Raw genomic sequence first — 24,224 nt, 5'->3', positions numbered from 1 at the left:
AGATAATAATAATGTCGAGTCACAAAGTCAATTAGAGAAAATATGGAATACAAAAAAATCCTCCGTAACTAGCTTGTATCTTTACCAATTTTTCTACACAAAGTCCAATGTAAAGACATCAGAGCTAAAACTGAATCTCTTCTTATGTATCTTCCTCTGAACATCTTCATTATTGTTTGTAAGGTCAAGTTCTACATGCCGTACTTTGATGAATCGTCTGGTCATCGATTCCGCCCATAGATTCAAAGCATATTCGGCAATCTTACGCGCTTCTTCCGCCACAATCGGAAACCTTCTTCCATGCTCCTGCCCAGGCAGCCAGCAAATTGGTTTGAGCAACAATATTCTGGATGCTCTCTGTGATCGCAGAGCTCATTAATTAGACCTTTTGTAGAGTACCTTGATAGAGTACTTTACAGAAGGTCTAAAGGACGTACTTTTTTTGCTTAATCGATTCGAATCGTTTTACTGACCCAAGCAGGCTCAATCAGTAATGTATACAGTCAGTCTTAAAACCCTGTAGTATACTGTGTAGGGATTGCGGTTTCTTTTTTCAATTTTGATGCTGCTTCCAGTGACCAATAAGGATTTCTCAACATCCCTCTACCCACAGCAACCAGATCAGCCTCTTCATTTCCGATAACTGCATTCGCCAAAATTGGATCTTCCAGTCTTCCAACGGCCATCACCGGAATATCCAGAGCTTCTTTGATATCTTTTGCCAAGGGGACTTGATACGCTGCGTGAGTTCCTGGTCTGCCCCATGCAGCTATAGGTCCCTCACCGCCAGATGAAATATCAAACATATCTACTCCTGCCTTTTGATATTCCTTGGCAAAAGCAATGCTTTCCTTAATACCATATCCACCTTCTACATATTCTTTGGCAGAAATACGCATCAACAGCGGCATATCTTCCGGCATTTCGCCCTTCGCTGCCTGAATGATCTCCCGACCAAAAAGGGTAAGATCTTTACCATATTCATCTTCCCGTTTGTTCGTAAGCGGCGAATGAAATTGATGAATCAAATAGCCATGTGCACCATGAATTTCAATGCTGTCGAATCCAGCCTTAACAGCTCGAGCTACAGCAGCACGAAATTTCTCAACGAGTCCTTTAATCTCTTCTGTTGCAAGCGCGCGAGGTTGTTTTGAATTTTCATCAAATGCAATAGCAGATGGTGCTACAGGGACTTCAGCATCTTCCGCCTTGCGTCCGGCATGCGCGATCTGGATTCCCACTTTGGCACCGTAGCTGTGACAAGCATCTACAATCCGTTTGAGAGCAGGAATCTGCTCATCTGACCATAAACCAAGATCAAAATCGGAGATACGACCATCTGGCTCTACATCTGTCATTTCAATTATGATAAAACCAGCTCCGCCTACCGCCCGGCTAACGTAGTGTATATAATGCCAATCTGTGGCGACCCCATCCTTTTTGTCAACCGAATATTGGCACATTGGAGGCATAACTACACGATTTTTCAATTCCAAACCTTTAATTGTATAGGGACTAAATAAATCTTTCATGTGAGAAAGACTCCTCTCTGATTTATATTATGAAATGCATCAATAAAATGCATGCACAAGCATATACATTAACATGTTTGTTTCATTTGTCAACTCTAGGTATGATTTCAAAACTTCAAAGTAATTGGTGCAAATAATTCTTTATTGTTTGGATTCACACTTGATCCTCATCTTCAGATTTTTTGCAATGCTTCGACAACTGAATCGTCACCAGTAATCAGATCAAATGCTCGCTTGTATGTGTTCTCCTCATCTAAAGCTGCCACAATGGCACGGGCTACATCCTCACGTGGGATACTGCCATAGGTGATATTCTCCGCGGCAGCCACTTTTCCCGTACCGATTTCATTTAAAAGAATCCCCAGTCTTATGATTGTGTAGTTCAAACTGCTGCTTTCCAGCTATGAGTAATGGCTATACTTAAGACAAAAGTTATTCTTACATTCCTAAAATTTCTAGTTATAAGTGATACTTTCTTGCTTTATAACTGAGACTTTTTACGTTTTTTTGGATTATAACTGAGACTTATCCTCCAACAAAAACATAATCACACCCTAATATGATCACTCGTCATTCTATAACTGTGAAGAGAAATGAGAACCAGTAGATTCCGAAGCCCAACCGCCGATGACAAATTGACATCGGACAATCTGTCCGATATAATCAAAACAAAACGGACAAACTGTCCGGATTTATAATATAAAGGGTGAAACTAGGATGAATATCAAAAAGTTGTATTTTTTACCTGTAGGTGAATGTTTCCTAGATCAATCGGCAGTTAATCGAACCCTTGCCCCCGGGAAATTAGTCGGAATGCCTGTGTGGTCTTTTCTATTGGAAACGACCAGCGGGCCGATACTCATCGATACGGGAATGCCCGACGCTTTTATCAACAATCCCGATTACTACAAGGGGACTAGACGTGAAGGGCGCGTCGTCCCCAACATGTCTGACGGCGACTCGATCGTAAATGTGTTAAAGCGTGTAGGTTATCGACCTGACGATATTCAAATGGTCATTAGCTCCCATTTACACTTGGATCATTCTGGGGGAAACGGGCATTTCCGCAATACGCCGATCCTTATTCAAAGGGCAGAGTATGATGCGGCCATAAACAATGAGGATTACTCTCCATTAGAGTGCAGGCTGCCCGATTTACAATATCAAATCATTGAGGGTGACCATGAATTGATTCCGGGGGTTCAAATTTTATTCACTCCGGGTCATTCCCCTGGCCATCAATCAGTCCTTGTCACAACGGAAAAGTCGGGTCCAGTGCTACTGACAATTGATGTTGCTTATACTCGGGAGAACTTCGAGAATAGCGTACCGTTCTTGACATTCGATCAAGAGATGGCTGCCAAATCGATTACTCGCATGCAGGAGTTAATTCAGGATGTTCGGCCGTCCTATGTTTTCTTGGGACACGATAGAGATCAGGCGCAAAAATGCCGCACCTTTCCTGACTTCCTGTAATGGAGGGACAGGCTATGGATACTCAATCAATGGCTTTATCCGGCAATGAGCGGAAATTAATGGGGACACTTTGCTTGCTCATTATTTTCGGAAACATCAATATGACCATGTTTAATTTGTCTATACCTTCGATTTCCGCTGACTTTGCCCTGACCTCCTCGCAGGTGAGCTGGGTTATGGTCGGTTACAGCATTTTGATGGCTATCGGCGCCGGTACTTACGGCAAGTTAACGGAGTCCTTTTCCTTTCGCCAGCTGTATGTCATTGGTTTAATCCTTTTAGCTTTCGGCTCTATGATCGGCTTTTTTGCAGCTTCATACTTGCAAGTCATCATTGGGAGACTGCTGCAGGCAGCAGGGGCCTCATCCATCTCTCCCCTGTCTTATGCGGCAGTAACCCTGTATTTTAAGCCTACAGTCAAGGGACGGGTGCTGGGAACCTTATCCGCCACAATTGCCTTTGCTTCCGGCTTCGGGCCTGTGTTCGGCGGTTTCGTGGAGCAATACTTTGGCTGGCGTGCTTTGTTCATCGTGTCCAGTCTGAGCCTATTTGTTATCCCTTTGATATTCAAGTATGTTCCTGACAAGAAACACGACCGCGGTTCATTCGATTTTCTCGGAGCTGTTTTGTTCTCCGCGGGACTGGCGTTGGTATTGCTAGGGGTTACGAACTATTGGTTTATGCTCATTGCAGGAGCAGCAGTTCTTCTATGGTTCGGTACTCATATTCAGAAAAAAGAACATCCATTTATCGATGCATCTTTCATGAAAAATGCTCCTTACCGACGAATTCTAGGGATTGGATTCCTTACCTTCGTATGCAACACGGGGTTAACCTTTACTCTTCCTGTCATGGAAGAATTCCTTTCATTTACCAACTAGTAAAATCGGTCTGCTGATGCTTCCCGGTGCCGCCTGTGCAGCCTTGCTCGGATCCCGGATCGGAGGTTGGACAGATCGTTTCGGAAGCTCCCGCGTGCTTGTCATATCGCAAAGTCTCGTCATCAGCGGATTTATACTACTGGGGGTATCCGTACATTTGCCGCCATGGATCGACGCTTTATTGATCATTATCCTTATGATTGGATTCAACGGTGTCCTCACCTCTAGCAGCAATTTAGTTTCGACGACACTCCGTTCGGCTGAGCTGGGTGTAGGGATGGGTATTTTCACACTGGCCTATCTCCTAGGCGGAGCATTCGGCCCTGCGCTGGTCGGCCGACTGATTGATCTAAAGATGCCTTTTTCTGTTGTTTATTTTACCATTTCCCTGTTGGCAATCCTGACATACTTATTCGCAAGAAAAGCAAATCGTAGCGGAAGCTATGGTAATTAGTTTGGTAGACTTACGACATGTCCGAAAGAGACGGAGGATGAATAGATGAGTAAATTAAATTTCCAACTGTCCTTTGCTGCTATTCATGAGCTGGCCGAGGGGATCCGAACAAGGGAAATATCCCCGGTAGAGATTACAGAACATGCGCTTCACCGCATCGAACGTTTGAATCCGAAACTGAACGTTTTCGTTACCCAAACGTCCGAACTGGCGATTGAACAAGCGAAGCAATCGGAACGCGATATTATGCATGGTCGGTACAAAGGGCCCCTTCACGGGATTCCCATCGTTCATAAGGATCTATATTACACTAAAGGGATCCGAACAACTGCCGGTTCAAAAATATTGAACAGCTTCGTCCCCGATTACGATTCGACGGTTGCAGCTAAGCTACATGAGGCTGGAACAGTTCTGCTAGGCAAAGTACAGACTCACGAGTTCGCTGCGGGATTGACAACAACTAGCCCGCACTTCGGTCCTTGCCTCAATCCGTGGAACACTGAACTTGTAACGGGAGGTTCAAGCGGCGGCTCGGCTTCTGCTTTAGCGGCTGGACTTACTTATCTGGGCACAGGCTCGGATACCGGAGGTTCGATCCGCATACCCGCTGCTTTGTGCGGTGTCGTAGGGATGAAGCCGACGTACGGTCGGGTCAGTCGGTATGGTATCATTCCAATGGCCTGGTCATTGGACCACTCGGGTCCGTTGACCCGCTGTGTCATGGATGCGTCCCTGTGCTTGGATGTGATGTCTGGCTTCGATCCAAAGGATGAATCGACTGTCGATCTGCCTGCGCCAGGTATCAAGATGTATCCGAATGGTCTCAGGGGTGTGCGTATCGGATTGCCGACAAACTACTATTACGAGGATTTGATGCCGGAAGTGGAAGCTGCGATGAAGGCCGCTATCAATAAATTCCGAGAACTGGGAGCAGAAATCATCGAAGTTAGCCTGCCCCTGATCAAACATGTTAGAAGTGCGACGATGGCCATTATGATGACGGAAATGTACTCGTACCACGAAAAGTGGCTTGAGACAGAATTGGAACAGTATGGACCGGACGTCCGAATGTTTCTTGAAAGCAGTAGAGATATTCCGGCTTCCATTTACCTTCAGTCTCAGCGGGCCCGGCAACTAATTGTCAATGATTTTTTGAATGCATTGTCCGGAATCGACATCTTGTTGACGCCGGCAACACCGATCACTGCGCCGCGTGCAGATGATGATGCTAGTGTATTCAGATTGAACTCATTTACGGTTCCGACCAATTTGACTGGCTTGCCTAGCCTGAGCATGCCTTGCGGCTTCTCACCTTCCGGTCTGCCGATTAATATGCAATTGATTGGCCGCCCCTTCGAAGAAGCGACAGTACTAGGTATCGGCAATACTTATGAAATGAATACAGACTGGCACAAGAGACATCCGGATTTGTAAGCCTGACTATATTTGATGGAGGGTAATCTATGGATCAAAAGCAACTTAACTCTGAAGTTAGCAGGAAAGCATCAACCGAAACCGGAACAGATACGACGAGCGACAAGAAAAATGCATACGAGCAGTTTATTCATACGATCGCAAGTTTAAAGGAACTGGACCTATCGGGCATTGAACCGCATTTGCCTCCAATTTACAAAAAGCACTATACCAAGAAATAAAAAAAAGCTCATCGGTCACCCAAATGAATGTATTTTTAATTTTTCACGAAATGTATTATAATATGAAGACGGACAACATGTCCTATACACGAAAAACGGACATATTGTCCGTTTTTCGTGTTAAATAACAGTTAAATTAATGATGAAGGGAGATGTTTATGATGAATTCAGAATCGCAATCTGTCTCTCTGAAAATTCCCAGAGAGGAGTTAAACCGAAGACGAATTTTGGCGGCGGCTAGAGAACTTTTCATCAAAAACGGTGTTGACAATGTCAATATGCATCAGATTGCGAAGACTGCTGGAGTAGGACAAGCAAGCCTATACCGCCGCTACTCGGATAAGGGCGACATATGTCAGGAGATCGCGTATGAAGAATACCAACCTTTGTTTGATGAAGTTCAAGCATTTCTTGATCAGTCCCCAGAAACCGCTGCCTTGGACCGGCTTTACCATGTAATCGTAAGATATGTATCTTTTTTAGAAGCGAAAGTTCCTTGGCTCTGTGAGGTCAGCCGGGCCTCAACCGGGCATCGTCCGTTACAATCTCCGTTATGTCAATGGATGCGCAATATAAGCAGAAATCTGCTAAATGAGGCCGTTGAACAGGGAGACGTATCCGGGGTGGACATTTCATATACTATTGAAGCCCTGCTGGCCGTGCTTCACAATATCGATTACCATCTCCAAGATGAAGGCTTTACAAGCCAACGAGTTCTTGATGGATTACACCGCATATTTATTGAAGGTTTAAGAGCTAATAGACATTAATTGTGGGGCTGGCCACAAAGCCACATAACATGGATGAGGGATAGTCCTGCGTAACTCCTCTTTTTATCTCATAATGGTATATTGAATGTACAAAGAAACCATATCCTTTCAAATGGTCGGGTGGTACCTCCATTTTACCCAGGAACGGTTTCTTATTGTTTTACAATTGGAGAACAGGACGTCCCTAGTCATTTTTATGACTTATGGGACAACCCTTTTTTTCTGCCAATGGCTGCTATGCGAATTGTCCGGATCGGACTTCCATGGCACGCTCTCCTTATTCGGTCTTCTTATCATCAGCAGCGCTCTTTCGTCTACTTCCTGTAGGCTTCGTAGCAGCAGGCTTAGTAGCCTGAGAATCCATGGAGAACAAGCAGGTTTTCATCTTATGTATTCCAAAGTTGCAGTTGAAGAGATTTGTACAGCACTTTTATCGTATGACTTCTTCTCTTGTTGCTTCTCAAGTTTCATCGAGGCTTCCAGTACAAAAGTCGGGTGATTCACTAAATCAGTAAAAAATATCTCTAGATCCTCACCATCAGGCCTCCTTAGCCACACATGAGGGGGATTTATGGTAACCACCTTGAACTTTTTCCCATAAAGACAACACTAAGCATATATCCTGATTTGGTTAAATGCCATACAACATTCCTCCATCTATTTTTTCTACTTGGGGGTTCACCTGTGTGTTTAGTAATATTATGCTACGGGATGAAATAAGCTCGTTGAGATTGGTGATTAATGTTCCTTTTGCGATGAGGTGATAAATCAATGGTTTAATTAAGAGGGGATCTGTATTGTTACGAATGTGGAGGCAAGATGGTCAACTGGACAAGACTCAAATACACTGAAGTCGATAGATAACAGGGTTATACCATTGTGAATAGTACTTTCTCTCTTTTAAAAAATCTTTCAAAAACTTAAGGTTACGGGACAGAGATATCGGCGGTTTTTTTGGGAAAACTACTTGATATTCCCAATCCTTTTTTGATGCGTATGTTCTACAATATTTATTACCCAATTCTGTTCGATCATTGTTTCGTTCTTCTTTGGGCTCCAGTTTTATTTAATAAAGTAATGGAATATGCCCTTGCCTAAAAACCAAAACATCAGGAACATGGAACCATTATGATAAGCATTAGCTTGTTCTTGTTTCCTAACCATCGCACGGACTGTGTGTTCTTTGTTTTCTTTCAAAAAATGGATAAGATGTTGTCCAATTTGTCCATTTGAACCTACCACCAAAACCTTCACCTAATCACTCCTCATTATTATATTTTTTCCTTTCCCATTAACTTAAATCACCATTCTTGGCTGTAAGGTCGATCATCTTGTTCTAATTAAACATTAAGTAACCGAATGGTTTAGTGAATACAAATATTGATTGCTTATTCTCCAGAAAAAATACGTCGATGATTTGAATAAACTTTGGTTCATCTTTGCTTTCTAAGTTCTCATTCTTCGGTACGTTAAACTTTGAGCGCTTCTGGTATCTACTAGGAAGCGCTCGTATTGTATATTAATTTTGATGTGGAGGAAAATCTATATTCTCATGCTCTCCATAAAAAAGCTCAATGCGTTGGACACCCACTTTTTGGGATGAAGAACAAGCTGAATTTCCAGCTTGAGCTCGGCATGCTCAAAGGGTAACACCTTTAACTCTTCCCGTTCAATCTCTTCCAGCGCAGCCATTAGAGGTAGAATGGATATACCCTCTCCAGTCTTGATGCTCCGTTTGATCGCTTCCGGATTACCCAGCTCCAGACTCACGCGATAGGTGATTCCATTTGCTCGAAGCACTCTCTCCAGCAGTTGTCTGTAGTTGCACGTATGCTCGGGCATGATCCACTCCGCATCAACCAGATCATTCAGGTCGATTCGCTCTTTAGCGATAAGCGGATGGTTCGGATGGACAATCAGCACAAGCGGTTCTTCTCGAATGGTAATCCACTGCAACGCCGGATTGCTTGAATCGTCCGCGAGGATCAACCCAACATCGGCCTCCCCTTCCCTCACCTGGTGCAAAATCATCTCTTCGCGATCCGTATGCAATCGTATGTTCAGATCTGGGTATTCTTTGCGAGTCGCCTGCATATACGGCGGCAGAAAATACGAAGCGATGGAATCCATAGTACCGATCGTCATGGAGCCTCCGCCCTGCTTGGCCAACTTTTCTTTCGATTGCTCGAAAAGCTCCAGCATTTGTCCAGCAAGCTTGAACAGCTCTTCTCCGGCGGAGGTAAGACGAATCTTATTGTTATTGTAGCGCTCGAACAATTTAACTTGATATGTTTTCTCCAGCTTTTGAATCTGGGTCGTGACGCTGGATTGTGCGTAACCGAGCACTTCTGCTGCTCTTGTAAAGCTTTCACGAATGGCAACTTCCCGAAATGTTTGAAGATAAATGAAATCCAATCTGGCCACCCCATCGAAAATTTTGATTAGAATCATCGTTTATTATAGATAACTCTGATGCTGTTTCCTATGTTACATTAGATTTAATTCAACGGGAAGGGATAACTGATGATGATGAACGAACAACATATTCATGGGATTTTCATACCGCTGATTACACCTTTTACGCGTGACTATAAGCTGGACATCGATTCGTACCGGAAGTATGTTACCTATCTTGCAGGCCATGACATCCAGGGTCTGGTCGTTAACGGTACGACAGGAGAGTCGCCAACCGTATCCTGGGATGAAGTGAAGCTGATGGTACATGTGACGCAGGATGTTCTGAAGAGCATGAACAAAACCATTCCGATCGTTATTGGCACGGGAACGAACGATACCTATTCAACGGTGCATCGGACGGAAATGGCGGCTGAATTAGGAGCGGATGCAGCCATGGTGGTCACTCCGTATTACAACCGGCCGACGCAGGAAGGAATATTGGAGCATTTCCGTGTCGTATCTCGTGTAGGCCTGCCTGTGCTAGTATATGAGATTCCGGTTCGCACGGGTAGTCGCATGACAATAGATACAATTCGCAAAGTGCTGGACCTGGATGGCATAATTGGGCTCAAGGACAGCACGGGCGGTCTTGATCTGCTCTTAAAATTGACCCAGTACGAGACCAAGCCTGTCCTCTGCGGAGAGGATGCCTATTTCCATGCCATGCTATGCCAGGGGGCTACCGGTGGTATGCTTGCATCCGCTCATCTCCATATCCAGAAGTATGTGGATATATACCGACGTTTTATGGCTGGCGACATGAACGGGTCGCGAGACAGTTTTATGCTACTGGAACCGATGATCCAGCATGTATTTGCAGAGCCAGCCCCGGCCGCGATCAAGTGGTGGCTTACCCAACAAGAGATTATTGCCGCCGAGCAATTGCGTCTGCCACTTATGCCCCTGTCGGATCAGGTGAAGCAGGGTTTCCTGAATTCAATCATATCCTGATAAATCAGCTTATCTCAGACTCCCCAATCATAACGTAGAAGAAGCATCTCCTGGACAGGAGATGCTTCATTTCTTAGCCGGAACAGGCAGCCTTTAGAAAAACGAATTTAAGAAGATACCCTCTATAGTAGAACGCTGTAAATTACTGGTCCAAAATAAGTGAAGATGTATGTGACGCATAGCAATTTGGTGTTTGTAGACGCTGTCATCAGGAAAACATTTTTTACAAGTCCCGCTATCTGCATTGGGTTGTTATACAAAGAGAATATTAAATAACTACATACTCAGCGTTTTCATCCTAATGAGGTCTGCAATCTGAAAAGCTTACAAGCAATAGCTGGAAAGTTATTAGTAAATCCAGCTGCAACATTCCTGTAAGCGAAATTATTGCAAAAAAAGGCTGCCGATGAATTTCACCGACAGTCCTTCTCTTTCAAGCAGTATACTCCTCACTCCTATTCGCTGGACAGCTCCTTGAGCGATTTGACTTTACCATGGGGATGCTGCTCTTGCTTTCGTGACTTCCAGGCTGCTTCTTTCCTTTTCTTCTGGTGAGCCATAACAGATATCCTCCTTTGGAAATTGTGATGTATACTACTTTCTTAAGTTGTCATTTCTCAGCTCTGTTCATTCATAAAACTAAATTCGTTGAATTTTCTCCTACATCTCACAATCCCAAATATAGGATGTCAAAATCGCTAATCATAAAAATGCACTCACGCACTTTATGTTTGCGGAGGTGTATTTTTATGATTAAGCAGATCATTGTTCTATTATAATCCATGTATGAACTTACTTATTTAAAATAGGTATCTCTCCAAGCAGATTCTTTAAGTTAATAGCATCCCACGGCATATGCTCCGTTATACCTAATCCAACTACATCTGTCTCTTCAGATAGTTCTTTAATCAGATTAAGTAGCTGAGGCATTTGCATTGTTCCCGCAGGAGAAAAATTATAGGGCGCTTCAGGGTTGGCGAACAGTAAAGAACGAAATGCTTTTGGGTCAAGCACATCTAAATCAAGGTGAATAGCTAGATGCTTAATGCCACTTTCTTTAATCCACTCTCTAATAGATTCAGTACTATTCGTTAACTCTTTGGTTCCTGCATTTTTAATCCCTAGTCTTTGAATCATTTCTGTGTCTGATTCTGCAGGAGCTATGCCTAGTCTTTGAAACGCTTCTGAAATGACTTCTGCTTCTTGTTCTGTAGGAGCCGCTAATCCCGCGATAAAGACATTTTCAGGTTTTAGTGGGATTTTCACATGTTTTGCGAACTCCTCATCTCCTTCTCCCAAAAGATTTCCGAGCGGTAATGTATGTCCGTTATCATAGCCCACATATCTAACTAAATCACTGTGAGCATCGATCCAAATTAAACCTAATTCCCCACCGTATCGTTCGTTCAAATAGGCAAATGGAGCTTGTTCCACTAAGCAGTCACCACCAAACATTACAATACGATCTGGCTTATGAGCATCAATGATATGCTGAGCAGCCTCTAACTGTTCAAGTAGCTGTTTTCTCCCATTCATACCGTTTTCGTTTTCAAGCGGAGTACCGTTATAAGCTTGAATGGGAACATGAATAAGGGGTTGATCATTATCCGGAGCTAGCCAAGCAAGCAGTTCGGCTCCAAAAGAGTAATTAGGATTGTTTCCCCCTTGCCATTGTGGCATTAACAGACGTATTGTTTTTTCAGTCATGTTTTTCTCTCCTTTACTTCAAAAGTAAGGTTAGTATAAACTGAACACAAATAAAAACGTAGTACGCACTATTTTGATAGGTACTACCCGAAAGGATATTGTAAACATGAGTATGGCTGAATTTAAAGGTAAAGTTAAAAACATTCAAGATACACCTTTTGGTTATACAGTTTCACTGATTGGTGGTAAATGGAAAATGGTTATTATTTATCTCCTAGCCGAAAACCGAACAGTTCGCTTTAATGATCTGAAAAGACAGATAGGGGCTATTACTTATAAAACATTGAGTTCACAACTAAAAGAATTGGAAGCGGATGGTCTGGTGAATCGGAAAGAATATCCTCAAGTCCCCCCTAAAGTCGAGTACAGTCTCACAGATAAAGCAGAAACGTTATTACCTGTTTTGGAAGGGTTATGTGAGTGGGGAACAAAAAACCAAAAAAATTAAATCCAGTTTTCTAATAAAAAGCCTGTATGCGAAAAGTTGTCCTGTTTTCCAACATTGCTATTCCAAGTTTAAACTCTCTAGTTAAGTGAATCCAGCAATGGCTGAACAACAGCATGCAACCGTTCTGCAAATTCTATTATCTTAATTATCGCTTCAAGCCAGATTTATTTCCCGAATCACTTCAAGCGGAACCTTCGGTTTTCGGTCTTCCGTCAACAACCCGTTGACTTCCTGCTGTACATCGGTTACCTGTGTATAGCAATAGCCCGAGAGATAGGGGGTCGCTTTAATTGCTCCGGTGATTGCACGGAAACGTTCGATAAAAGCTTCGACTGAAAGTCAAAGCGGATCATATGACGGTCGATATCCGGTGTTATCTTGACCTCATTGATTCTTACCTCATTCACATATTCAATCCACACACTTTTCCAGATTCCGGTCCTCTGTACATAAAAGCATTCAAAGTTTCGGCACCTCTCCCGGCGGCACCGTCCATGAGAGGATTCGTCATACGGCGGAATATATTCGTATGCATTGTCGGAACATGCTCGATTTGAAGACAATGGCTGCGACGTCAGGTTATAGCTCCTTTCATTTTAGCCGGCTCTTCCATCAGATCATGGGCAGCACCCCAGCTCAATATTTGCTCCAATGCCGAATAACGCTGGCCAAACATCTCCTTGTATCCACGGCACTCACTGTAAAGCAGATTGCACTGGAAACTGGCTTTCATCAAAGCAGCTATTTTATCAAGAGATTTCGGGAGCATACAGGCATCACGCCGGAGCAGTTTCGCCAGCTGAGAAGGATGGGTTAGTACAATCTAAAAAACTCCTTCAATAGCTGGGCATGTGTGTATGGCAGCGTACAAATCGAAATTACAAATTTTGCAGTTGAATAAAAGAATAAGCGGCTGCTTAGGACGTTTGGTTAACATGTCCTACGCTACCGCTTCTGTTAATGTTTTTTATTTCACTTATATATGGGATTATATTGTCTGTTTGGATATCGCTCCGAAATATTCTACAACTACCTCACGGAATTCCAGAGCAGCCCGCGAAATATACCGACTCCTGTGCCATAATAAAGCGATCTCCCGTACCAATTCGTGATTTTCTACTTGAAGATATTTAAGATGTTCCCGTGAATTTCTTGCCGTGCTTGGTATGAAGGCTATGCCAATTTCAGCTTCCACAAGTGTACTAAGCCTTGCAGGTTCATCCCCCTCATACACATACTTAGGTATAAAACCTTCCGATTTGCATACAGAGTCCACTAAATCGCGAGTACCGTAGCCTCTCTTTACACCGACAAACCATTCATCCCTTAGATCTGTCAACGTTACACTGCTTCGATCTGCCAGCCGATGCCCCTTTGGAACAGCTACAAGGATTGGGTCGATAAACACGATTTGGCATTCGATGTCATCTCCCTCTATTGGAGGTGAGGACAAGCAAAAATCGACCTCTCCTCTATGAAGCAGCGTTACCATTTCCTGCGTGGTCAGCATTTGCACATGAAATTGAATATAGGGTCGCTTTTTCCGAAACTCTCGCAGAATATTGGGTAATGTGCTTGCGGTGGTCACTGCCAATTCGAGAGTGCCATGTTCCGGGCTGGATAAATCACTAAGCTCCTGCTTCCCCTGCTCCAATTCAAATAAAGCCCTCTCTGCACGGTGAAGGAATCTGCTTCCGAACTCATTCAATCGCAGTTTCCTCCCTGTTCGATCGAATAGAGGAACCCCCAGATCTTCCTCTAGACGTTGAATCGTTTTGCTCAGCGACGATTGAGTAACGTGCAGACTTCGTGCAGCTTCGGTCACATGTTCCAAACGAGCTACCGTCAGAAAATATTGCAGTTGAAGAAGTTCCATTATGATCCCCCATTCATTCCCTCAAGTCAATGAGATTATAACATCAAATGCGTTGGAATAAATAATCGATTTCAAGTACGATGACATTAATTCGCTATGGGGGGACCAGAAATGAGCGTTCGCAGCTGGTGGTTAATGATTTCAGTTGGTCTAGGGATACTATTGAACCCATTAAATTCTTCGATGGTTTCTGTTGCTATTCCAAGTCTGCAAAATGTGTTCCAACTTGACTTTACAGGTGTTTCCTGGATTATTTTTTCTTTCTACATTGCAAGTAGCATCGCTCAACCTGTCATGGGAAAAGCCAGCGATTTATTCGGTCGTAGGAAAATATTTCTTACCGGGCTTGTTGTAGCCTTCATTGCATCATTATTAGCTCCATTATCACCAAATTTCGGGTGGCTCATCGTGTTCCGCATTGTGCTATCCATCGGAACAAGTATGATGGCTGGGGTTGGAATGGCTATTGTTCGAATCCATATTACAGAGAAACAAGCAACTGCGTTGTCTGTTTTGTCCATATTCCTATCTGGAGCAGCAGCGATTGGCCCCTTTATTGGCGGTGTCTTGATTCACTGGTGGAATTGGCCTGCTATCTTTTTCATCAATATTCCGTTTGTGGTGGCCAGCTTTGTATTGGCTTGGAGGAATATTCCTAAGGACGAACTGCCAACATCCGTAGCACGCAACATGTCCTTTCGTAAATGGTTTGAATTGATTGATGCATTAGGGATTCTGCTCTTCACAGTGGCTTTGGTTACCCTGCTCGTTGGACTACTCTCAGCAAAATCATCTGGACATATCTTATTAGGAAATGTCATTGTCGGGCTGATAGGTCTCGTTGCGCTGGGGATATTCGTACGACATGAGTTAAAAGCGACATCACCCTTTATTCCTTTACGTACATTTGCCAAGTATCCTGCGATGACTTGGGTTAATGTTGAATTCATGCTCGTTAATGTACTATATTACTCGCTCTTTTTCGGGCTTCCGTCCTACTTGCAAATGGTACGTCATGTCAGTGAGTTCCAAACAGGCATTCTCATGCTAAGCTTAGGCTTGTGCTCGCTAATTACTTCTCCAATTGCAGGACAATGGATCGATAAATCAGGACCCCGACCGGCATTGCTGGTGTCCGCAATTCTGATGACATTGGGGTCAGTGTGGCTCGTGACATTGAATCCAACTTCACCGGTTATCAGCGTGTGTTTGGCTTTAGCTGCATTCGGTATTAGCAACGGTTTGAACAATGTAGGTATGCAAGCAGCCCTGTTCCAAAGTTCTCCAAAAGAAATAATCGGTGTAGCATCCGGATTATTTAACACATCAAGATATCTGGGAACCATTATCTCTTCATTATTGATAGCTATCGTAATGGGAGGTGCGTTTAGCTTCAAGGGATTTCAAATGCTTGGGATTATCCTCACGGTAATTGCATTGTCTTTGGTATTCATGAGTCGGCAGCACTGGAAGTCAGCGCAATTGCATGAGTCGTAGGTCCACCAAGTTCATATCCCAAACCATTGCACGGCACCAATCATCATGCATCCAATGTCATTTATTTGGCGTAAAGAAGGCGTTTCACCTAAACAAACGGTTTTATGAAGTCGGTTGCATGAACCTTTGCACACTATTTTAATTGATTCTGATGTTTCTCTCTGTAAAGCAACCTTATTAGCTATTTTTTTAATAACTGCCATAATACCATTTTTCAGAAAACAAAAGCATATTCAGTGGTCGTTTGATCATTATCGCGCCCCTGTATTTCCCTTAAGCGGAGTGGGCTTGTCGAAGTGTTGAGCCAACGTAACACGGAAGTCAGTCTGCTCCAACGGGCTGGTATATTCGCCAATGTTTGAAAAATACTACAGATTTCTTCCCTCGCTGAAGCAAGGACAAGACCCTCGTTCCGGCTTGGCGACATAATCCAGCTTGTCATTATACCCTTCCGAATTCCAGGGATTAGTAGAACGTTCGCTACACATAAGTTCAGTCTCCTTTTTGTATGATTACAGGTCACAATAGTAGTGCATCATTTTCTCACAAAAACCAGTACTTTATAGAATGTACCGACTTGGTAAAATTTCAAGTATTAAAGACTTAATAGATATATACTAACTATATTTTAATCAAAGCTAACCATTCCCTCTCGGTCTGTCTGACGCAAAGGCAATTAAATAAAGCATCGTGTGGAGTGCATTCTTCATTACTTTTGAATACTTCAGATTCCCCACTTCAATCAAGGACTTAATGGATCTATATTAACCTCGATTTCGTCGACCTGTCAAAAAACTTTCTAAAAGGTGCAGCTTGATCTTCCCCCATGTTCATACTAAAAAAAACCGCTGATTTGATTTGTTCAGATCAGCGGTTTGAAATCTCAATAATTCTTCCACAAATTCATTGACATACTTTTAGATTTGTTTATTTTCTGAATTCGGATTATCAAAACCTAACAGCCTACTCTTTGAGGTGTAAATGAAGCCATTTGTTGGATCTTTTTTTGCTTTTGTCTGATCATCATTGATTTAAAAATTACTTCGTTGTAGCTTCGTACAGACGCTGTAAAATGGTAACAGCTTCAGCCCGTGTGACTAGCGCTTTTGGGTGAAGGTATCCTTCATTAGCAGTAAGGACTCCCATCTTGGTTAGGGTGTAGAATGCTTCTGCCTTTTGATCCTGGGAATCTCCATCATAGTTGTACTCTTCTCCAGTCTTGTCGATGTACAGCACCGGATAGTAGGCCGAGAAATTGTCATTGTAATTGGCCTGACGAACTTTCATATCATTGTACTGCGCAGCTGCAGAAATCACTTCCTCAATCTCAGGATGAAGCGTCTGATTGGTATAATCCGTACGAAGAGAGGCGATCATCATCACATCCCAGCGGGTCAATGGTTTGTCAGGTTTGACATAGAATTGATAGTTTGGATATTTCCCACCAACACTTTCAGCATACGGCCAAACGTAGTCCCCGTTGAATATTGCTGCAAAATCTTTATTCGCCCAGTGTTTACGCGCATCCACAAAGTCGGAAGGTTCGCCGGAAGAATGATCGATTTCTGGAAAAATCTTGTGAAACATATGTACAAATTCCGCTTTCGTTATGGTTTTGCTTGGCTTGAAGGTCCCATCTGCATAGCCCTTGACAACCCCCTTGTCGACCATGGAACGAATCGATTCGGCAGCCCATTCATATTTTGTTCCTTCCACATCAGGAAACGTGTTTGCCGCGAATGCAGATTGACCGAAAAACAGTGTCGTCGCAACCAACGGGGTGATAAGCCATTTCTTTTTCAACATCTCTTTCCACTTCCTTTAGGTAAAGTTTATGTATAAAATAGTTCTCTAGACTCAATTTTATATCGGCATTTCAAAAGAAAATGATGATATTAGAGAGAAAAAAGCACTGTTAAACAGTATTTTGGAATATCGACAATTTGTGTTTAAAAAATGCTATGGATACAAGTTCTAAAGCCTCTCCATATTCGTGTAGACCCGTTGGGAATTGAGAAAGCTTGTGGAGGTCTTCATGGGCCGTTCTCGCTTTTTACTCTTTTGACCTAAGCCTGTACGTTCGACCCTAGCATCGATTAACCGCTTCATGCGATGAGGAATCTGCATTAGTGTAATCTGCCCGTTAGTTAAAAAACAGCCGAGCGCTCGGCTGTTTTTGGTAGCGTTGAACTATCATTTTTAGTTAGTTTAGCGAATTACACCCCATAGGACTGGGAACTTTTGTCCCCGGATATTGCTATTTCTTAGTAGCAATAAGCGAAATTAGGTTCATATACTTCCCGTCATCTGCATTCAGCAATGCGTTATTAGCACGTGCATAATCGTTGTTGCATTGAAGCCATTCATACCAAGCTTTCGAGAAGCATCTCATTTCTCTTACCGATTCAACGTAAATATTTGCCGACTGTTCCCATAATTTCTGCCACCAATCGCATGTATGCCACTGATTATCAACCTCACTAAGTGACAAGAACGGCTGCAGTTCCACGGGTATAACCCCATCAAACTCCATCTTTACCCCTGGCATCGCTATAGCCAATTTACCTCCTTCTTTAACTAGCGGCGCAAGATGGTCATCTAAGTACTGCTCATTCGCTCCAAAATATTGATACGCATCTACGCTTATAACTGCATCGAAGTATTGCTCTGCAAAAGGCAAGTGGCAGGCATCTGCATGGATGGGGGTAATTTGGCTTTCCAAACCAAACTCTCTGAATCTTCTATAGTTTTCAGTTGCAATAATCCATAAATCGACAGCAAATATGGTTATGTCAAACTTTTGCGCCAGATAGATAGAAGTAAGTCCGGTCCCACAGCCCAAATCCAGCACTCTCATTCCTTTCTGCAAAGTCAAATTTTTCGATAGCTCCTCGAGCATGATAATCGAACTAGGCCCCATTACATTTGCTCTTATGAAATCTACGTCATCTAGATCTCGACGGATCATTTCTGCTGACCCCCTCCTACTTTCTTCATTTGATATTTCCAATAAAGCAATTCTTCATCTTTGTGATCAATTTGAAATCCTAACTTCAATAACAAATTCTTAGAGCTGTTATTGTCAGGTACGCATCTTGCCGTTACGATTTGGACTTCTTCATGATTTAAGGACCACTCTATTAATTTTTGAGCGGCTTCATAGCAATAGCCTTTGCGGCGATGACTTTCATTCGTTGCAAAACCGATCTCAATCATACCGTTCTGATCAGGATCTCCTAAAAAACCAATCCCTCCAACAATTTCTTGGGTATCCTTCTCCACAATGATCCAAGAATCAAAACCTCTAGTGCCATTATTTTTTATCAAAAGTTCTCGAAAATAAGGTAAAGCTTCAAAGAAATCAGGACCCGGCCATTCATCACTGGTTTTATAACCCAAAGCTTCAATAGCACCTATATCACGTCGGGCTGCTGCTTCAATTAAATTAAGATCAAGTGTTTTTAATAGGAGCCGATTCGTTTGAAGTTTCATGTATTGTCCACCTTTCTATTTACTTAGATTGAATCTTTCATTCAAGAAGTCGGGTTGTATTTGATGACCAAATTGGAGTAATTCTCTTCTATCCCCCTTTGCTAAAAATTAGAAAAGGGCAGGAATGAACATACGTCATTCCTACCCTCATATCACCTGCTATTTTGCCACAAAAAAATCCGCGCTGAACCAGCACGGATTGGACTCATTATAACAGGTATCCCTAAGGATCTGGTAATATCCGTTGTTCTTAACTAATTCCGAAGCTTTCAAATCCCCACCCGTAATACAAAAATTGGGCAGACGAATAGTAGGTGCATGAAAACCTCTTTTTATGGAATTGGATTAGTAAAGAACAACTCCAGACAAAAAAATCTCTCCTTAGTGAATTACCCTTATTATACCAAGGCCAATTTTATCTGCCAACCTTTCACATGTTTCAAAAGTGTTTCATTAGGACTATCCTGCTGGTTAGCTTAAAAGCAACCGAGTGATCGGCTGCAGTGGTAGCAGCAACTGCATCATGACCCTACAGGCCTTTTCCCCCTAGAGCACGCAGTTTAATGGGCTCCGCTCCAATAATCAACGATCGGCCGCGTTGTATCGACGCCAGTACCTCTTCGTTCTTAAGGCTGGCTGCATGGGCATCTGCATCTTTCCACAGTTCGGTCACATACACCGCATTCGGGTCGTCGTCTGACACATTGACTATATACAAATAGCAGTCATTATTCGACTTCAACAGATCGGCCGCTTCTAGCAAGATGTCTGCAAGAGCGTCCCTTTGCCCTGGACGTGCCGTCAACTTTCCATACATAGCAAAATGGTTCATGATCCTCATCCTACCCTCGAGTGATATTTGACTTCATCTTATTATAATGTTCCGCAATGTCAGCGCTAATTTCAGCAAGCTTCTCCACAAGCGCTAAAAAATAGTCGGTACCATTCCCCCATCCATACGGATTGGAGAACCTTTAAATGCAGATGCATAAGGACTACATACAAATGTAGCTAGTCTACCTATTTCAATAGGCTTGATAAATCGCTGTATTTCAGATTGAGGCAGGTTTGTAACCATAAAATCTTTCTCTTTTTCTGAAAAAGTCATATTTTCATGAGGATACATACTCTCAATGATTTGGTGCACATTCTCAGAGAGTGTTGGTCCTGGCATGATCGTATTGACTGTAACTTCTGTCCCTATTGTTAATTTAGATAAGCTTTTTGACAATGATAACAACATAGATTTTGTCATACAATACTGCGGCATTTGTCCTGAAGGCATAATTGCTTCTTCACTCGCAATAAAAATAATGCGGCCATAATCATTTTTCAACATTTTAGGTAAATAAAATTTTGATAATCCATTTGCAGCAAGAACGTTAGTACGGAAGTATTTTTCCCATACTTCATCGTCTACGTCCTCATATTGCATAATTTCATAAATGCCCGTATTGTTAACTAAAATATCAATACTAGGGTATTTTTCAAATAAAGCTTCTCTTTGTCCAATATCCACAATATCGGCTGTCGCATTTTGAGGGGAGGTAGCTGGGAAATTTGACTTAATTTCATTTACAGTTCGTTCTACCTCTTCATAATTTCGTCCATTAATTAGTACATTAACACCTTCTTTGGCTAGTTCAATGGCAGTTGCTTTACCTATGCCTTTCGTTGATCCTGTAACTAAAGCTGTTTTATATTTTAATCCCATATCCATAATACACTTCTCCTTTTTTAAAACAGTCTTGAGCTCTGGATAGTGATTATATTATCTTGTCTGGATTGTCCAGTAACTAGCATATTGCGCCAAAGTTCTTGTTTAACACGCCAAATAATAAAACTCATTAGGCAGTCCTAACGTGCTCCTGATATCGAGTTTGTACCTAAGTGTTTAGTCCGCCAATTTGAAGGTGTATCACCCTCCCATTGGCGGAAGGCGCGGTAAAACGAATTCTGGTCTTCATATCCAATCAAAAATGCCACCTCTTTAATATCGAGCGAGGGGTCTGCCAAGTACTCTCGTGCCTGCTCATGCCTAGCTTGTGTCAATAGAAACTTGAAGCTCGTATTTTCGTCAGTAAGCCGGCGCTGCAAGGTACGATCGCTCATACTGAGCTCCTTCGCCACAGCCTGAATGTCAGGACGCCCTCCTGTAAGGCTACGTTTCAGGATCCATTTGACCATCTCAGTAATTGAGCGGCTGCGCTGCTGCTCATCCAGCGATCGGTCCAGAGCAGGAGTCAGGATTTCCAGCAACTCTTTGTTGTACGAGACAAAGGGACGATCCAGATCTCTTCGATGTAGCGTCAATCGGTTACATTTTGCACCAATTCGGATGCGACAGCCGAAGAATGCTTCAAGGGCTTGTACATCGCCCATGGAGTGCGAAAATTCAACAAGCTGCGCTGTCAAAGGTTGACCTGTCCCCCGGCGTCCAATCTCCAGAAGACAAGCCAGCGTAATACCCACCAGCATCGGCGGGCCAGATTGCTCGGGAGACAGCCATTCCAGATCAATTGTACAGTGCTCGCCCTTCTCAGTGATATGTAGGTTTTCCGGGGGACAGAGTTGTTTGTACCGAGCCATTCGGTTTAGAGCGTCGCGGTAGTCCCGAGCATGGTAAGTCGCTAAGACAGTCGGTGGGTACTTCGCTGTATCAAAGACGGTCGCAAGCTTGATGATTCCTTGTGCAGTGTCACCAATGAGATCAGAATATGCCTGCCAAATCGCGAAATATTGAGCGGTGGTGACTACTGTTTCAGTACTAATGGTGATCGGCAATCGTGCTTTGCGAGCTACGTCGTGGGCGCCAAACCCTAACTGACATAATCCTGCCCACAATCCTGGCGGGATTTTAATACGGTCAGAGGTATGAGAATTCATATATATGGGCCTCCTTTATCTACTTGCATATACATTAGTTTTGGTTGCGATGGGGTCCCTCTTAAGTACACATAAGAATACTCTTAAGTACGTTAAGGTGTCTACATTAACGTACTAAGCTGCGAAAAATGTTACATCTTCTTGTTATCTGTGCTACTTTCAATCAATGAAGAGGAATATGGCGAATTACTTAATCATAATAAAATTCTGTTAATGGCATGAACGACTCATCCTCAACACCAAAAAACACACCCATATGTTTATGAGTGTGTTTTTAAAACCTCAAATCACGACACTCCTAGGAATGTCATTCCTTCATGCTTCTTATATTTAAAAATTAAGGCTTCAAGAAAGGCCCGTTTTCACCGATCTTACTGGAGGCAGGATTATCCGGGAGATCAAGTACAATAAACCTTTTGCACCCCAGCAGCTAGAGTAGTTATACACAACATCCTGTATGATTTTAATATCTTTGTCGTGTGCAGCATTAATCAAATACTGGTATGTTGCACCTGGTGACTCTCATTGGATCACTGTTGGCTGCATTGCCGCTTGAAACATGATTCGCACCACCTCGGTTGTTCGAAGGGTCCCCATCAACGTTTTTTGCATTGATCAGCATTGATCGGCGTTACAACAATTACAGATGTTAATACAAGTATCCCCGTGACGATCTCTCCCTTCCTCTTTTCTCGTACAAATGATTATTCTATGTTTTTAAGGAAGAATTCAGAGTAGAATATGTTGATTTATAAGGAGGAAATAGCGGATTTTATGTAAAAACTTCTTTTCTCTTTACGTGTAAATTAAACCTATTCGAAATCTCAGCAACTTAAAAATGATCAAGCAATAGAATTCGGTTGTGGAGCGATACCCGCTTGGTTTTATGGTGGGCAAAATTATTTTGCTCACCATTTCAAAGGTTTACTGATTACTTAAATGCATCCCAAAATTTCATTAGATCAATACTGTTTGGTTCTCTCCAGGATCCTATGTCTCTCTCTTATGACGGATCGAAAAATAGAGCGGATTTAAATAGTTCTTCGAATCACGCTTTTGGTTGCTGCCGCCTCAAAAATCGTCTCAATCAGCACCAATACACGGTGTACTTCTTCATTTTTGATCGCAATCTCCGCTTTTCCTTCGATGGTGGAGACAAAATTCTCATAAAAGCTTTCCGCAGCAGCAGGTATTTTCTCAATCGGGAACCTAAGGGTGGATTCCTCAGACGGCGGCGCCATCGTTTTCGTCAATCCTTGACCTGCTTGAATCGGCTTGGGTTCCACGTGAGCGACATCTGGATTTCGGGTGACGATCTCTCCACTCAAATCCCAATCTCTAATCATTGCGGTTCCTTCAGTTCCTTTAATATACCAGCGCGGCAGCTTTACGTAATTGGTTGTACCCACTTCAATGACTGCGGTCAGACCGTCCTTGAACTCAATAAAGCTGGTAAAGCCGTCATCCACTTCAGTCCCCAAAATATAGCTAAGGGTAGCAGCTACGCTTTCTATTTTGCTGTCCGTAATCTGAAGCAGCTGGTCCAACAGATGTACTCCCCAATCCAGTAGCATTCCTCCTCCATACGCCTTTAGTTGCCGCCAGTCACCTGGGATGCCATTAGCCCCCTGAACTCGCGATTCCAAGTGGAAAAGATCACCCACGGTCTTATTGCCAATTATATCTTTAATAATTCGGAAGTCTTCATCCCATCTACGGTTCTGATGTACTGTAAACACACGATTTTCTTTCTGCGCCACCTCAACAATGTCCAATAAATCCGCGCTCGTTATCGTAACCGGCTTTTCACAAATGACATGTTTTCCGGCTTGCAGTGCCTGGATCGCGATTTCCTTATGAACATCATTAGGTGTTGCTATCAAAACAATATCCACGGCCTGATCGGCAAGGACGGAATCCAGGCTGGCATAGGTTTTATAGCCGGCAGCCGCAGCCAGTTCCATTCGGTAATCGACAATATCATATACACCGCCAACGGCAAGTTGCTGATTAGATTCGATCAATTGAACATGGTAGCTTCCCATGCCTCCATAACCGATAATGACTACATTGTATATACGATTGCCCATTTTCATCTTCCTCCACTCCTGATTTAAGCCCACCGCATATCAAGTGGTTGCT

Annotated in this window: 22 protein-coding genes and 4 pseudogenes; 10 read left to right on the top strand and 16 right to left on the bottom strand. The window is 42.9% G+C overall.

Annotated features, from left to right (window positions below):
* Positions 1–509 precede the first annotated feature (509 nt).
* Entirely contained in the window at positions 510–1,532 is a 1,023-nt protein-coding gene (locus ACUYLD_RS24445) for an NADH:flavin oxidoreductase/NADH oxidase (protein WP_250268341.1), read from the bottom strand.
* A gap of 173 nt (positions 1,533–1,705) precedes the next feature.
* Positions 1,706–1,933, bottom strand: a pseudogene (locus ACUYLD_RS24440) (NAD(P)H-binding protein); the annotation flags it as partial.
* Between the two features lie 316 nt (positions 1,934–2,249).
* Between ACUYLD_RS24440 and aiiA the strand changes: the two are divergent.
* The 6 genes from aiiA to ACUYLD_RS24410 all read left to right on the top strand — a co-directional run bounded on the left by aiiA (position 2,250) and on the right by ACUYLD_RS24410 (position 6,768).
* Positions 2,250–3,008, top strand: coding sequence for a quorum-quenching N-acyl homoserine lactonase AiiA (aiiA, locus tag ACUYLD_RS24435; protein WP_165179822.1), 759 nt, complete (start codon positions 2,250–2,252; stop codon positions 3,006–3,008).
* 14 nt (positions 3,009–3,022) lie between these two features.
* On the top strand, positions 3,023–3,889 hold the full coding sequence (locus ACUYLD_RS24430) for an MFS transporter (RefSeq protein ID WP_446676177.1): 867 nt from the start codon (positions 3,023–3,025) through the stop codon (positions 3,887–3,889).
* A 16-nt stretch (positions 3,890–3,905) separates the two neighbouring features.
* The gene (locus ACUYLD_RS24425) at positions 3,906–4,343 is read left to right on the top strand and encodes an MFS transporter (protein WP_322163320.1); all 438 of its coding nucleotides are present in this window, start codon (positions 3,906–3,908) and stop codon (positions 4,341–4,343) included.
* Positions 4,344–4,388: 45 nt separating this feature from the next.
* Positions 4,389–5,777, top strand: coding sequence for an amidase (locus ACUYLD_RS24420; RefSeq protein ID WP_446676176.1), 1,389 nt, complete (start codon positions 4,389–4,391; stop codon positions 5,775–5,777).
* Between the two features lie 29 nt (positions 5,778–5,806).
* Positions 5,807–5,998 (top strand): hypothetical protein, encoded by a 192-nt coding sequence (locus ACUYLD_RS24415; protein ID WP_446676175.1) that lies wholly within the window; start codon positions 5,807–5,809, stop codon positions 5,996–5,998.
* 158 nt (positions 5,999–6,156) lie between these two features.
* Positions 6,157–6,768 carry a TetR/AcrR family transcriptional regulator gene (locus ACUYLD_RS24410; protein WP_081112483.1) on the top strand — a complete coding sequence of 204 codons (612 nt, stop codon included), beginning with the start codon at positions 6,157–6,159 and terminating at the stop codon, positions 6,766–6,768.
* A gap of 1,131 nt (positions 6,769–7,899) precedes the next feature.
* On the opposite strand, the pseudogene ACUYLD_RS24405 reads toward ACUYLD_RS24410, so the two are convergent.
* Both ACUYLD_RS24405 and ACUYLD_RS24400 read right to left on the bottom strand, forming a co-directional pair.
* A pseudogene (locus ACUYLD_RS24405) lies at positions 7,900–8,022 on the bottom strand (NAD(P)H-binding protein); the annotation flags it as partial.
* Between the two features lie 288 nt (positions 8,023–8,310).
* Positions 8,311–9,192, bottom strand: a complete 882-nt coding sequence (locus tag ACUYLD_RS24400) for a LysR family transcriptional regulator (RefSeq protein ID WP_416145773.1) — start codon at positions 9,190–9,192, stop codon at positions 8,311–8,313.
* A gap of 99 nt (positions 9,193–9,291) precedes the next feature.
* On the opposite strand from ACUYLD_RS24400, the gene dapA reads away from it, so the two are divergent.
* Entirely contained in the window at positions 9,292–10,176 is an 885-nt protein-coding gene (gene dapA, locus ACUYLD_RS24395; protein ID WP_446676174.1) for a 4-hydroxy-tetrahydrodipicolinate synthase, read from the top strand.
* Positions 10,177–10,631: 455 nt separating this feature from the next.
* Here the strand turns inward: dapA and ACUYLD_RS24390 are convergent, their stop codons facing one another.
* Both ACUYLD_RS24390 and ACUYLD_RS24385 read right to left on the bottom strand, forming a co-directional pair.
* Positions 10,632–10,736: a DUF6254 family protein gene (locus tag ACUYLD_RS24390; protein ID WP_023988604.1), complete on the bottom strand. Its 105-nt coding sequence runs from the start codon at positions 10,734–10,736 to the stop codon at positions 10,632–10,634.
* A 232-nt stretch (positions 10,737–10,968) separates the two neighbouring features.
* Complete coding sequence (locus ACUYLD_RS24385) at positions 10,969–11,883, bottom strand: arginase family protein (protein ID WP_446676173.1); 915 nt, start codon at positions 11,881–11,883, stop codon at positions 10,969–10,971.
* Positions 11,884–11,989: 106 nt separating this feature from the next.
* Here ACUYLD_RS24385 and ACUYLD_RS24380 point away from each other — a divergent pair, with 106 nt between their 5' ends.
* Positions 11,990–12,331: a winged helix-turn-helix transcriptional regulator gene (locus tag ACUYLD_RS24380; protein ID WP_061830921.1), complete on the top strand. Its 342-nt coding sequence runs from the start codon at positions 11,990–11,992 to the stop codon at positions 12,329–12,331.
* A gap of 153 nt (positions 12,332–12,484) precedes the next feature.
* Here ACUYLD_RS24380 and ACUYLD_RS24375 read toward each other — a convergent pair.
* Positions 12,485–12,661 (bottom strand): annotated as a pseudogene (locus ACUYLD_RS24375) (glycoside hydrolase family 2); the annotation flags it as partial.
* A 199-nt stretch (positions 12,662–12,860) separates the two neighbouring features.
* On the opposite strand from ACUYLD_RS24375, the gene ACUYLD_RS24370 reads away from it, so the two are divergent.
* On the top strand, positions 12,861–13,148 hold the full coding sequence (locus ACUYLD_RS24370; RefSeq protein WP_446676172.1) for a helix-turn-helix transcriptional regulator: 288 nt from the start codon (positions 12,861–12,863) through the stop codon (positions 13,146–13,148).
* A gap of 171 nt (positions 13,149–13,319) precedes the next feature.
* Here ACUYLD_RS24370 and ACUYLD_RS24365 read toward each other — a convergent pair whose 3' ends face one another.
* Positions 13,320–14,207 (bottom strand): LysR family transcriptional regulator, encoded by an 888-nt coding sequence (locus tag ACUYLD_RS24365; RefSeq protein WP_235306330.1) that lies wholly within the window; start codon positions 14,205–14,207, stop codon positions 13,320–13,322.
* Positions 14,208–14,318: 111 nt separating this feature from the next.
* Between ACUYLD_RS24365 and ACUYLD_RS24360 the strand changes: the two genes are divergently transcribed.
* Positions 14,319–15,704, top strand: a complete 1,386-nt coding sequence (locus ACUYLD_RS24360) for an MFS transporter (protein WP_446676171.1) — start codon at positions 14,319–14,321, stop codon at positions 15,702–15,704.
* A gap of 254 nt (positions 15,705–15,958) precedes the next feature.
* Here the strand turns inward: ACUYLD_RS24360 and ACUYLD_RS24355 are convergent.
* From ACUYLD_RS24355 to ACUYLD_RS24320, 8 genes and pseudogenes are all read right to left on the bottom strand, one after another.
* Positions 15,959–16,072: pseudogene (locus ACUYLD_RS24355) on the bottom strand (SAM-dependent methyltransferase); the annotation flags it as partial.
* 670 nt (positions 16,073–16,742) lie between these two features.
* Positions 16,743–17,510 carry an S-layer homology domain-containing protein gene (locus ACUYLD_RS24350; RefSeq protein ID WP_446676170.1) on the bottom strand — a complete coding sequence of 256 codons (768 nt, stop codon included), beginning with the start codon at positions 17,508–17,510 and terminating at the stop codon, positions 16,743–16,745.
* A gap of 451 nt (positions 17,511–17,961) precedes the next feature.
* The gene (locus ACUYLD_RS24345) at positions 17,962–18,672 is read right to left on the bottom strand and encodes an SAM-dependent methyltransferase (protein ID WP_446676169.1); all 711 of its coding nucleotides are present in this window, start codon (positions 18,670–18,672) and stop codon (positions 17,962–17,964) included.
* On the bottom strand, positions 18,669–19,196 hold the full coding sequence (locus ACUYLD_RS24340) for a GNAT family N-acetyltransferase (RefSeq protein ID WP_348622366.1): 528 nt from the start codon (positions 19,194–19,196) through the stop codon (positions 18,669–18,671). The genes ACUYLD_RS24345 and ACUYLD_RS24340 overlap by 4 nt, the downstream gene beginning before the upstream one ends.
* Before the next feature lie 529 nt (positions 19,197–19,725).
* Complete coding sequence (locus ACUYLD_RS24335) at positions 19,726–20,028, bottom strand: putative quinol monooxygenase (protein WP_250261371.1); 303 nt, start codon at positions 20,026–20,028, stop codon at positions 19,726–19,728.
* Between the two features lie 93 nt (positions 20,029–20,121).
* Positions 20,122–20,916, bottom strand: coding sequence for an SDR family NAD(P)-dependent oxidoreductase (locus tag ACUYLD_RS24330; RefSeq protein ID WP_440723561.1), 795 nt, complete (start codon positions 20,914–20,916; stop codon positions 20,122–20,124).
* Between the two features lie 137 nt (positions 20,917–21,053).
* Positions 21,054–22,082, bottom strand: a complete 1,029-nt coding sequence (locus ACUYLD_RS24325; RefSeq protein WP_061830941.1) for a helix-turn-helix transcriptional regulator — start codon at positions 22,080–22,082, stop codon at positions 21,054–21,056.
* Between the two features lie 1,031 nt (positions 22,083–23,113).
* Positions 23,114–24,178, bottom strand: a complete 1,065-nt coding sequence (locus ACUYLD_RS24320; RefSeq protein ID WP_061830943.1) for a Gfo/Idh/MocA family protein — start codon at positions 24,176–24,178, stop codon at positions 23,114–23,116.
* Positions 24,179–24,224 lie beyond the last annotated feature (46 nt).

The sequence above is a fragment of the Paenibacillus sp. SER-28 genome (assembly GCF_052906305.1).
Note: the sequence above shows the minus strand (reverse complement) of the source record. Positions and strands in the feature narration are given on the sequence as shown.